The organism is Ignavibacteriales bacterium (genome assembly GCA_015709675.1).
Classification (GTDB): domain Bacteria; phylum Bacteroidota; class Ignavibacteria; order Ignavibacteriales; family Ignavibacteriaceae; genus H2-BAC3.
Map to the genome: position 1 here is coordinate 2,159,438 of CP054182.1, position 12,881 is coordinate 2,172,318.

The 12,881-nt window shown below is 45.4% G+C and carries 6 protein-coding genes; 4 read left to right on the forward strand and 2 right to left on the reverse strand.

The genetic code is table 11. The features are described from left to right. Positions 1-51 precede the first annotated feature (51 nt). A complete protein-coding gene (locus HRU80_08075) occupies positions 52-5,253 on the forward strand; it encodes a T9SS type A sorting domain-containing protein (GenBank protein QOJ28842.1) in 5,202 nt (1,733 codons plus the stop codon). 439 nt (positions 5,254-5,692) lie between these two features. On the opposite strand, the gene HRU80_08080 is transcribed toward HRU80_08075, so the two are convergent. Both HRU80_08080 and HRU80_08085 read right to left on the reverse strand, forming a co-directional pair. After that, entirely contained in the window at positions 5,693-7,045 is a 1,353-nt protein-coding gene (locus HRU80_08080; protein ID QOJ28843.1) for a sigma-54-dependent Fis family transcriptional regulator, read from the reverse strand. Then, positions 7,035-8,558, reverse strand: coding sequence for a hypothetical protein (locus HRU80_08085; GenBank protein QOJ28844.1), 1,524 nt, complete (start codon positions 8,556-8,558; stop codon positions 7,035-7,037). Before HRU80_08085 ends, HRU80_08080 begins: the two co-directional genes overlap by 11 nt. Positions 8,559-8,868: 310 nt before the next feature. On the opposite strand from HRU80_08085, the gene HRU80_08090 reads away from it, so the two are divergent. Genes HRU80_08090 through HRU80_08100 form a run of 3 tightly spaced genes read left to right on the forward strand, consistent with a single transcriptional unit; the run spans position 8,869 to position 12,881 of the window. Beyond that, a complete protein-coding gene (locus tag HRU80_08090) occupies positions 8,869-9,804 on the forward strand; it encodes an aspartate/glutamate racemase family protein (protein QOJ28845.1) in 936 nt (311 codons plus the stop codon). Position 9,805: 1 nt separating this feature from the next. Next, complete coding sequence (locus HRU80_08095; protein ID QOJ28846.1) at positions 9,806-11,005, forward strand: hypothetical protein; 1,200 nt, start codon at positions 9,806-9,808, stop codon at positions 11,003-11,005. 28 nt (positions 11,006-11,033) lie between these two features. Next, the gene (locus HRU80_08100; GenBank protein QOJ28847.1) at positions 11,034-12,881 is read left to right on the forward strand and encodes a hypothetical protein; all 1,848 of its coding nucleotides are present in this window, start codon (positions 11,034-11,036) and stop codon (positions 12,879-12,881) included.

Consider the following 12,881-nt stretch of genomic DNA (forward strand, 5'->3'; position numbering starts at 1 on the left):
AAAGCAGTGAAAGTTATGAGAAAACAAATTTTATTACTATTCATACTGTGTATGAGCATCATTCATGCACAGGATGCTCCGCCTGACTGGTCGGTGAATCCGACAGCGTATCAGTTCACATCAAATATTGTTGCCGCGGTAAAACTGAATAATGCTCCTGAACCCGCTGGTAGTAATATTGCGGCATTCTTCGCGGGTAACGAGATCAGAGGTGTCGGAACTCCGGTTCAGATCGGCGGTCAGAAACTCTATTTTATAACGGCCTACTCAAACCTTGCAGGTGAAACACTTACTGCAAAAGTTTATATAGCATCACTGGATACGGTGCTCACTGTCACGGAGAGTATCGTTTTTCAGCCAAATGCAGTTATAGGCTCTGTTCAGAGTCCTTTCACGTTGAATGCTTTTCTAAATTTCAATAATCCTCCGGTTCTGACGGGAATCCCTGACCAGACCGTTCCTTACGGAGGAAGTTTTACTCCTATAAATTTACCTGTATATGCTAATGACCCTGACGGTGGTCCTCTGCAATTCAGCTACAGAGGAGCTGATTTACTGTCGGTAACGATAAATGAACAGGGGATTGCAACAGTTACCGCTCCCTCTGCTTCTTTTTCCGGTGCTGATACGATTATCTTTCGTGCTTCAGAGCCGGGTGTTAATGGTTTGTGGGATGAGGATGAGGTTGTATTCAGAGTATTAAACCAGGACAGGCCTCCGCAGCTTAATGGAATCCCCAATCAAAAGGCAGGCAGCAATGGCAGTTTCATACCGCTTAATCTGCGAACGTATCTCACGGAGTTGGATGGAGACAGCATACAGTTCTCTTATTCGTATGCTTCGTTACCTATGCCTGAGCCGATGCCTGACTGGAATATCAATCCCTCACAGTTTCAGTCAACCATGACGCTGGTAGCGGAAGTGTCATCACTCGGTAAACCCGGGGGCAGCTCACAGGGCATGCTTGCGGCATTTTCAGGCAGTCAGCTCAGAGGGTTCACTTCTGAAGTGCAGTTTGGAGGAAGATATCTTTACTTTTTAACAATCTATTCGAATACCAACGGCGATACCATTTCACTCCGGTTTTATGATGAAGATGCAGGAAGATTAGTGCCCGCTGCAGAAAGATATATATTCACGGAAAATGCGGCGATCGGAACTCCGAATGCCCCGGCAAAGCTCCGTGCGGGAAATATCATTGCTCATATATCCTCTTCTGGCGTCGTAAGCTTTGTTACAGCTGATCCTCTCTGGCGGGGAAGGGAAGAAATCATCTTCAAAGCGGCTGATATCGGTACTGCAAATGCCTACTCTGACACAGCTTTGGTGATATTTGAAAAGCTGCAGGACAGAGCACCTGTTCTTGCCGGAATTCCAGATCAGACGGTTTTTGGTCAGCAGCAGTTTTCATCCTTTTCATTGCATGACTATCTTACTGAATATGATGGCGATGCAGTACTGTTCAGTGCAAGGGGAGCGAATCAGCTTTCAGTTTCAATAGGTGCGGGGAATATTGTAACTGTTCATTCCCCACAGTCCTGGACAGGTGAGGAGTATATCATCTTTAAAGTTACTGATCAGACAGTGAATCAGTTATTCGGCGAGGATACGGTGATGTTCAAACGCGCGCCTCAGGATAATCCGCCGGAAATATCCGGAATTCCCGGGCAGACAATCGGACCAAACAGCAGTTTTATGCCAGTAAATCTTCCCGATTATGTAACTGAACTTGATAATGATACTCTCAGGTATTTCTTCAGTTACCTGCCAAAACCTGCTGAGCCGGCACCTCAATGGAATGTAAATCCTTCGCAGTTTCAGCTGACGATGAATATCATAGCGGAGGTGACTGCACTCGGAAGAAAAACAGACAGAACAAACGGCTTTATTTCAGCATGGTCAGGAAATGAAATACGAGGCGCCGGCACTCCGGTTCGCTTTGCGAATAAGACATTGTATTATCTGACCGTATATGCCAATCAGAATGGTGAGGCCATAACGCTCCGCTATTTTGATCCTGAATCAGAGCGGGAACTGCCGGTAGAGAACAGGATTACCTTCATTCAAAACTCCTCACTTGGTTCCCCCTCGCAGCCTGTCCAAATGAGAGCAGGAAATATCATTGTTTCACTTTCTCCGCAGAATACGGCCTCTTTTACTGTTCCTGATCAGTCATGGCAGGGAAGTGAATCAGTGGTTTTTCACGTGCAGGATGCTAATACTTTGAATATGCTCAGAGATTCAGCTGTTGTGGAATTGCGCATTTTGCAGGAACATGCGCCTCTTCTGAGTGGTATTCCTGATCAGATAATTACCGGAGGGCAGGCTTTTAGTGATATTATTTTGACTGATTATCTTTCTGAAGTTGACGGTGATACAGTATCGTTCAGCTATTCAGGCAACAGTTCTCTTCTGGTTGAAATTCTGCCCGGAGCTGTTGCGCGGTTTACTGTGCCTGATTCACTCTTCACCGGAACGGAATATATACGATTCAGGGCAACGGATATTACGCAAAACGCTCTCTTTGGAGAAGATACCGTTATGTTTACGGTGTTGCCAAAGGATAACCATCCTTTTATCGCAGTGATACCTGAGCAGTCAATAGGCATTAACAGCAGTTTTAATTCCTTTGATCTGGACAGTTATCTTACCGAACTTGACGGTGATCAGGTATCATGGAGTTACGAAATCATGCTGCCTGATTCAGCAGATGCCGCGCCGGAGTGGAATATCAATCCCGCAGGATATGAACTTACCATGAATATCATTGCCAGGGTGAAATCTGCAGGAAAGTTCAAGAGCGGACCAGGTCATAAGCTGGCTGCATTTTCTGGCAGTGAGCTTCGCGGTACCGCTGACCCTGTTGCCGTAGGTGGAGAAGCGGTATATTTTCTCACGGTTTACGCGAATAATAACGGGGATCAGATTAGCTTCCGTTTCTATGATGCTGAGAATATGAAAATATATCCGGTCAGGCAAAAAACCGGGTTTGTCAGTAATTCTATTATTGGCAGTGTAAATCAACCGCATCACCTTGATGCAGGATTTATTGTGCTGGAAATGAACAGTGATAATTTTGTATCGGTGGCGATTTCAGACTCTGAGTGGCGCGGCACTGAAAAAGTGAAGTTTACAGTGACGGACATCGGAACAATTAACGGATATTCTTCGTCAAGAGTTGCCCGGTTCACGGTACTGCCCTTTGTGGTGCATCCCATTCCTGCACCAACATCCCTCACAGCTCAGCCGCTCAGAAGACCCTTACGGATAAAACTGGCATGGAACGATAATGCACAGAATGAATCTTCATATATCGTTGAGAAAAAGTCCGGAGATTCTCTGCAGTTAAATGCTTATACCGTTCTGGCAGAACTTTCCGCCGGTTCTTCTGAGTATGTTGATACCATGGTTACAGATACTACATTGTATACCTATAGAGTATATGCAAAGAACGATCAGACAATATCACTCTACAGCAATCAGAGGACAGTAAAGAGTCTTTATACAATACTTCCGGTTGCCTCTCCCGTTTTCAGCGGCGCGGTTAACCTTCAGCCGGGTAAAGTACAGCTTACCTGGGCAGACTCCGCGAATAATGAAACAGGATACCGTGTCTGGAGAAAAGAAGGAGATACTTCCTCCGCGAATATCTATACTGCAATTGCAGAACTTCCTGCTGATGCAGTATCCTTTATTGATACAACCGTTGCATTCCAGATGCAGTATTCTTACAAAGCGGAAGCATTTAATCCGGATACTACATCAGATTTCAGCAACCAGGTATCTATAATAACGTTCCCTCAGGTACCTGATGCCGCAATGCTGATAGCTCCTCCTGCAAATGCAATTGGAGTAATACAGCCGGCTGCTTTTATCTGGAGCCGCAGCCAGAGAGCTGATACTTATCATTTAATGGTAGCGGCCGACAGTTTATTTGCCAGCGTGGTCTGGGCTGATTCTTCCATTACTGATACAGCGGTGTTTGTTTCAGGACTGCAGAATCTGACTAACCATTATTGGAGAGTGCAGGCCAAAAATACCGGTGGTTATTCTGCTTACTCACCGGTTTTTTCATTCAGGACAATTGGGGGTGCATCGGGTTCTCAGCCATTGCTCCCGCTAAATAACAGTGTGAATGTATCAAGAGACAGTGTTGTCTTTGTATGGTCCCGTTCATTTGATATACTACAGAGCCCGGAAACCATACTAAACTACTGGTTTGAGCTCTATACTGATACTGCATCTGCTGCGGTTTATGCGGACTCATTATTGACCGACACATCGGCAGTAGTAAGGAACCTGTTACACGACACGAATTACTTCTGGAGAGTAAGAGCTAAAAACGAAACCGGCTGGAATGCTTTCTCTGCATATAACCGTTTCAGAACCATTGTCCCTATGCCGATGGTTCCGGTGCTATTAAGTCCTGCAAACGGTGTAATAAATACACCTCTTTCATTTGTGATCAGATGGAAGAGAGACCGCTATACCGCAAATTATCATTTGCAGGTATCGGCTGACTCAGCATTCGGAAGTTTCATGATCAACGATTCTGCATTAACTGATACATTAAAACTGCTGCAGAGTCTCACTGACGGATCCGCATATTATTGGCGCGTATCAGGCATGAACGTGGCTGGCAGAAGCAGTTTTAGTGATGCCTGGAAGTTTACAACCCGTATGCATGCGCCTGATAGTCTAAAGGTTGCAGCAATTCCCGGCAGAATTGCGGAATTAAGCTGGCGTGACCGCTCTGCATCCGAACTCCATTACCGTGTTGAAAGAAAAGCAGGTGATGCTTCTCAGCCGGGCGTATATACTCAGATAGCGCTGTTGCCTTCAAATACCGTAAGTTACCGCGATTCGGTAGCAGGCGATACGGTTGTTTATACCTATCGTGTACAGGCAGTAAATAATGATGCGGTATCAGCGTATACCAGCCCGGTCACTACATCGCTTCTGACGGATATCAATGAGGGGGGGATACCAGAAGATTATGCTCTGCATCAGAACTATCCTAATCCGTTTAATCCATCAACGGTGATAAACTATCAGATTCCGGAAGCCGGAATGGTTACCCTGCAGATCTTCTCAATCACAGGAGCGCTCGTATCAACACTGGCTGATGAGTATAAAGAGGCAGGATACCACAGGGCTGAGTTCAAAGCAGACGGCCTGGCAAGCGGTATATATATCGTCAGGCTGAGAGCGGCGGAGTTTACCGCTATGCGGAAAATGCTGCTGGTAAAATAAGCATGGGAGTCCGGAAATGAAAATACCGTTCCGGGAAAGAGGTAGAAAAGAGTATGAAGATTTCATTGAGGTATATAATGCGAAAAATGATAATGCGGATGAAACTTAGCGATGTGGATCTCCTGCCGCTGGCAGTGGCTTTTTATCTTCTGGTGTGTACAGGAGTTCTCATCTATATTTTATTACGCTTTGAATTGCCCTGAGGATTTAGCACGAATGAAGCCCGGGCTGCACGCCCGAGCTTCATCCGGCTGATTAGTATTACGACGGTAATAGATAGTCTGATGAGCTTCGGGGAAAGCTCATCTTATCGTGAGGGAAACGTTCAATAGCAGGAATAAATCAGATATCACATTGATCCCCGCGGTAATTTACCTCGGGGGTTGTGGTGTGCAGGCTGAAGAATCTGAAAACTCAGGCGAGCTATTCCGGATGTATATTATTCAATATCCAGTTCTTTGATCTTATTATACAGCAGTCTGCGGTGGACTCCGAGAAGTTTAGCTGCTTCACTTTTATTGCCCCCGGTTTTTCTGAGTGCGGTTAGGATAAGTTCTTTCTCAAACCTGGCAACCTGCTCATGAAAACTGAGACCGCTTTCCTCGTGAGCATGGCTCTCTTTGGGCCGTGTTGAATCGGGAAGCTGTATCCGGAGCATATTATCATTTGAGATGACTATGCCCCTTTGAATCATGTTTTCAAGTTCCCTGACATTCCCCGGCCAGCTATATGATAGCATGCTGGCTGCTGTTTCTTCACTAAGGATATACTTTTTTACGGGACTGTATTTGCTGATAAAATGATCCGTCAGGGGCCTGATATCCTCAGCTCTTTCGCGCAGAGGCGGTATATATATACGAATGACATTCAGCCGGTAAAACAGGTCTCTTCTGAATCGTCCTTCTTCAACCTCGGATTCAATGTTTTTATTAGTCGCGGCGATTACTCTGACATCAACTGATATCGGGGTTTCTCCTCCCACCCGGTAAAAAGATTTATTTTGTAATACTCTGAGAAGCCGTATCTGCAGGGAATGGGGCATGTTATTAATCTCATCGAGAAAAATAGTCCCGCCGTTCGCAATTTCAAATTTTCCCGGTTTTTGGGCAATAGCTCCGGTAAAAGATCCTTTTTCGTGACCGAAGATCTCACTTTCCAGCAGCGATTCAGCCAGTGCACCGCAGTTAACCTTAACGTAGGGTTTATCTTTGCGCAGGGAATAACGCTGTATTGCATCCGCGATCAGTTCCTTACCGGTTCCTGATTCCCCCTCAATCAGAATAGTAGCATCACTTGGAGCAGCTCTGCCAACCATCTTGAAAACTTCCCTCATCCTGCCGCTTCTGCCGACAAGCTGCGCATCCGCAATAGCTGCTTCAGGTGCATCCTCTGTTCTGTACTGATTTACCTCATTGATCAGTGCTGCATAGTTGACTGCCCGCTGAACGGAGAGAAGAAAGTCATCCAGCTCAAACGGTTTTTCTATATAGTCATATGCACCGTTTTTCATTGCTTCAATTACGCGTTCGTTTGTGCTGAACGCGGTAAAAATGATTACCGGTACCTCAGGATGCAGCTGTTTAATTTTGCCAAGTACGGTAATCCCGTCCGTCTGGGGAAGATTATAATCGAGCAGGATCAGAGAGGGGGAAATGGTTTTAAGCAGCGCAATGCCTTCTTCTCCGTCAGCTGCTTCATAGAGTATATATCCTTCCATAGAAAGCACATCGCGGACGTTGCGTCTCATTGAGGCTTCATCATCAATAACGAGAATTGTTTTTTTATTTTCCATGTTCAACCGGAAGATCAATAACGCAAACTGAACCTGAGCTGTCTGAGGGCAGGAAATAGATCTTACCCCCGTGAGCTTTGATTACTTCATAGGCAATGGAAAGTCCGAGACCGGCACCGCTGGTTTTGGTGGTAAAGAACGGATCAAAAATCTTTCCTTCAATTTCCTTCGGAATTCCCGGACCGGAATCCGAAACGGTTATCCTGATAACCTGTTCATTCCCTCTCCATGCGGTTTTAAGAGTAATAGTTCCTTCGTACTGGATTGCTTCAATGGAGTTGGAAATGAGATTGATGAACACCTGTTCCATTGCGTTAGCATCACACGGATAGCTCGGCAGATGTTCATCAAGATGAGTAGTAAAAGTTATCCGGCTGTCCGTTTCTACAATAATCAGTTCAAGTGTCTGCTGAATCAGTTTGTTAATTTGAAGAGGTTTGAGCGTACCGGTCAGCGGTTTTGAAAAAACCAGTAGACGCTTAACCAGTCTGGTCAGACGGTCAATCTCCCTTATTACCAGCTGCATGGAATCATCTGAAATTATCTCTCCGCCTTTGGTGTTTCCGTTTTTTAAACTTCTCTGCCACATTTGGATGCGTGTTTTTATTATCGCAAGGGGAGTTTTAACTTCGTGGGCGACACCGGCAATAAGATTTCCGAGAGAAGCCATTTTATCCCTTTGATGGAGCTCCTGTTCGAGATACTGGTTCTTCTTATGAGTTTCTGTAAGATCATCAATGAGTTTATTGATGGATGTGGAAACAAATGAGAACACTCCTCCCATTCCGGGGAAACGGTAATCAGAATTCTCCTGAAGTTCTTTTAACCCCTTTTTGATCAGGTTGATATTCTTCCGCTGTCTGAAGACGATAATAACCAGAACAATAAATCCTGCCGCAAACAGCAATGCCACGAACTGATAAACCTGAGTGTACTTTCTGCTGGGTAATTCCCGTTCGATATGAATTCGTGCCCAGACTCCTGCTTTTGCACCGTTTTTTAGCGTAATGCTTTTGGTGGCCAGGGGAAAAATGGCCGGATCGAACCTGTGAACATTTACAATGAGACTATCGGAGCTTATTGATTGCAGCACCTGGTTCTGGATAATTTTGTAGGATCTTGGCGGAGGACCAAAGACCGGAACCGGCGGCGGTGAGGTCGGGAATCCGTAACCGTAGAATTCATTGAGATGGGGAAGATAAAACCCTCCTTCAATTCCGGGGAGGTGAGAAAGTTCTGCGGAGGTGATTCTTTTGAGGCGCTGATCCAGCTGGTCAATTTTATTTTTAGGGAGTGAGTCTGTGGCAAAATAACCCTGCCGGTTCAGACTGTCCAGAGCATCCTGAGCTGCACCGGCAAGCTTTTCAACAACCACTTCAGTTAGTACCTTTTTCCCTTCAATGATGTCATCCGTCCATTCATCAAGAAGCCGAATAGCCACAAAACTGACAATTGCGGCCAGGATAATCAGTACGGAAAAGGAGATGAAAACTCTTCTTTGTGTTTTCCACATGGTATTCTCACTCGGCAAGCATTATGCCAGAAACAGTAGTGAAAAATGCTCAGATGCTTCATAATTAATGTAAATTGTTTCATCAATATGCAATTAATTGTAAACTTTTAGCACACCTCTGAGAAAAAAATGCACAAAAACCTTATTCTTCTTTTCTTAAATGTGCTATTCCTGCCCGTGATGGCTGTATTTCTCATGGCATCATTTTTGTCCGACAATAAATAATTTTAGTCACAATACCAGCGAAGTTAAACTGAGAGTATTTGTTACATTTATAATCATTGCTGTTTCTGTCATCCATCCTCAAAAAATGGCAGATGCAAAAGAGACGCTGAAGAAAAAGGAAATCCGGATAGTGGTTACTGATTCCGGACTCGGCGGGCTGGCGGTTACTGCGCTTGCGGATTCCTTTATATGGAAAAACCGCAGCTACGAAAAAGCGGAACTGATTTTTGTAAACGCTCTCCCATCTAAAGAATTTCGCTATAACGATTTGCCCGATGAACAGTCAAAAGCAGAACTGTTTTCCTCTGTTCTTACCTCAATAACAAAACGATATAACCCCGATCTTATCCTGATTGCATGCAACACGCTGAGTGTTGTGTATCCGAAGACAGCATTTGCCGCAAACCCTCCCGTACCAGTTCTCGGAATTGTTGAGTTTGGCGTAAACGCCATTACTGAAGCTGTGAAAAATTCATCTGCCGGTATAAATACAGCAGTGCTTATTACTGGTACAGAGACAACCATCAGTTCAGATATACATAAGCAAAAAACTATTGAATCGTTAGGAGAGGGATATTTCATTGCAGCACAGGCACTCCCTGAATTAGAAACCGAAATTCAGAATGATCACACCAGTCCCGTTGTTGAAGGCATGATAGAAATGTATCTCGATGAATCACTGATCGGAATTCCAGATAAGACAGGGAAGATAGTGGTGGGTCTATGCTGCTCTCATTATGGATATGTTGAGGGTATGTTCAGGTCGGTAATGGAAAAACAAACGGGAAAAGAAATCAGCATTGTCAATCCTAATATCAGCATGGCAGCATGGGTTGCACCTGCTGCTGAACGGAGTATACAGACAAATATTCTCATCAGAGTAGTCTCGCAGGTGGAAATCACCAGAGAAGAAATCAAGTCACTTGCCCCGCTTCTCAGAAAAGATTCACCGTTCACTGCCGAAGCGCTCGAAAACTATGAATTTGTGAAAGAACTGTTCACAGTACAGGGAAGGAACTGACTTGCAGAAAAAGTTACAAATCCTGATTCCGGTATGGCTGTTCATTTTACTCTATATTTATCCGCAGGGGACGGGGAATTATACTCCGGGAGTTACCTATAAAGGGAGCAACGGATATGTTGAGTATATAGCTGGTAATCTGCCGATTATCCTCTCTGCCCCTCACGGAGGAGATATGAAACCCTCGTTGATACCTGACCGCACGTGGGGAACTACGGTAAATGATTTTAATACTCAGGAACTGACCCGTTACCTGGCGTCGGAAATATTTCTGAAAACCGGGAAATATCCCCATGTTATCATTAATCGTCTGGCGCGCATTAAACTTGACGCAAACCGTGACTCTCTCGAGGCAGCGCAGGAAAATCCGCTCGCACTCCGTGCATGGTATGAGTATCACGCTTTTATTGATACAGCCAAAGCAATCGCCTCAGGAAATTACGGAGCAGGCCTGCTGATTGATATGCATGGTCATGGTCATGAACTGCAGGCAATAGAACTGGGCTATCTGCTCTCTTCATCTGATCTCTCCCGCACCGATATCCAGCTTAACTCTGTTACTTACAGAAATAAGAGCAGTATCCGTTCGCTGGCGACGGTTTCCCCTTTGACTTTTTCCGAACTGCTTCGGGGACCAACCAGTCTGGGGACCCTCTTTGTCAACAATGGTTTTCTTGCCATTCCGAGTGCAACACTTACTGCTCCGGGAAGTAATCCCTATTTTGACGGCGGCTATATCACAGAACGCCATGGTTCAAAGTCCGGCGGCACCATCGATGCGATACAGCTTGAGTTTTACCGGAATGGACTGAGGGATACCGATCAGAATGCCCGCAATTTTGCAAAAAAACTTGAGCAGATTATAAAAACATATATGCAGATTCACTATCCTGGAATCACCGGAACGAGGGAATATGCCGGTATACCCGAAGGATATATATTGCATCAGAACTATCCTAACCCATTTAATCCTGCAACAACAATCAGATTTACCGTTCCGGAATCAGGCAGTCCGTTTGTCCAGATCAGAATCTATAATCAGCTCGGTGAGGCAGTTGCAATGCTTTATGAAGGTGAACTTGCGGGCGGAACCCACGAGTTCAATTTTACCCCTGCTGCTGAAACTGCAGGCGGTGTTCTGTTTTGCAGGATAATCACCGGCTCATTCAGCACGGTTCAGAAAATGATGTACTTAAAGTAATTTAACCAGACGTAAACAGGAAAGAACAATGAAATCAGCCCGCACAAAGATGTATCAGAGGAGAGCCGCCATGCTGCTGCTGCTCCTTTCGGTCACTCTCTCTTCGTGTGATATATATGATTACGACGGAGATGAGAATGCCTCTGCTGTACCGGCAGGAGGGTATTTTTACCTTCTTGAACGCTCAACGGTCAGTCTGATTATGCTGGATGCTCAGCTCAGGGAGATAAAAAAATGGGCATTATATCCGGTCATTAATGATTCAAGCCTTCAGGGAATTACGTTTGACGGAGAATCAGTCTGGATATCATCCGCGGGCAGTGCTGACAAAATCTATCAGCTTGATCTGTCAGGTGATACTGCATCTGTTGTGCGGTCATATGATGCGCCTCCCTCCGGGCAGGGAACAGTGCGTGATATTGCCTGGGCAGAGGGAAGTCTTTGGGCTCTGAATAGCGGTTCATCTACATATAAATCTCCGGCAACACTGTATGAACTGAATCCGCTTACCGGTGCTATTCTCAGTCAGATTGCAATTCCGTCTCCTGAACCCAGGGCACTTGCTTATATACAAGGATATACGAATGTTTATGGTTCCGGTATTGAGGCAGGTTTGTATTATACTGATCCGGAACTGGATAAAATATACCGCTACCGTTTTGACCGTCCTTATTTTGATACATTATTTTCGACACCTCAGCCCCCCCGTGGCGTGTCCTATAACTTCGCGGTCGGACTCACTTTTGACGGATCCACTTTTTGGGAGATAAACAGCAGTGATGTGGCTGATCACCTTTACCGCATCAATTACCTTGGAACGGTACTTGACCGCTACGATCTGCCTTATTCAGAACCGGGTCCCATAGTCTGGACGAAAACCGATGTCCGCGGCGGAGTAATGCCGTCAATTGCAGCACTCCTGCCGAATAATGGTGCAGCCGGCAGGACGCTCGATGTCGAGATATACGGTACGGGCTTTAAACCATCCTCAACAGTACAGTTCGGTGCTGATATAACAGTGAATTCCACAAGTTATTTATCTGCAACACTGCTAAAAAGTAATATAACAATAGCTGCTTCGGCTCCGGCAGGCAAACGGTCAGTGACTGTTACTAACCCTGGCGGAAAGGTGTTTACACTTGATTCAGCTTTCACGATAAGTCTGGTAACCACTATTCCGTATCTCTGGGTTGCTGATCAGGCCAGCACACAGCGGTACTTGTATAAAATCCGCCTGACTGATACCACGGTTGTTCAGGAATGGTCTACTTCGGACGTTGCATCTGACGGTGTTCAGGGTGTCGGGTTTGATGGTACTGATATATGGCTTTCCTATTCAGGGACAACCAAAACACTCTACAAAGTTGATGTATCTGGTGCCGGGCTTGGCATTCTGTCAAGTGTATCAGTAAATCAGCTGCCGGGAGTGCTCCGCGGTATTGTGTTTGACAATGGGTTTATGTGGCAGGCAGCTTCTCAAACTGCTTCGGGCGCGGGCAAAATTTACAAAATTAATCTGGCGACCGGTGTAGTTGTGGATTCTGTGAGCACACCGGGTGCGGAAGTCCGCGGTATTACTTTTGCAAATGGGGTTCTTTACTGCAATGATACCTCACTTGACAGTATATATGCATACAACCCACTGTCAGGCACCTGGAGCAGTGTATTTGCTGTTCCTACTCCTGCAGGCGGCACAACATCAAACCGGTTCTCAACAGGACTAACCTGGGACGGGCAAAGTTTCTGGATCGCCAACAGCACAGGAGACTTTGATCATATCTACAATGTAACTGCTTCAGGTGTCGTTGTCCGTTCGTTCGCTGCACCAAGACTCGGAGCAGCACAAGTCACTGGTATTGTTTTCAGAGAAGAGTAA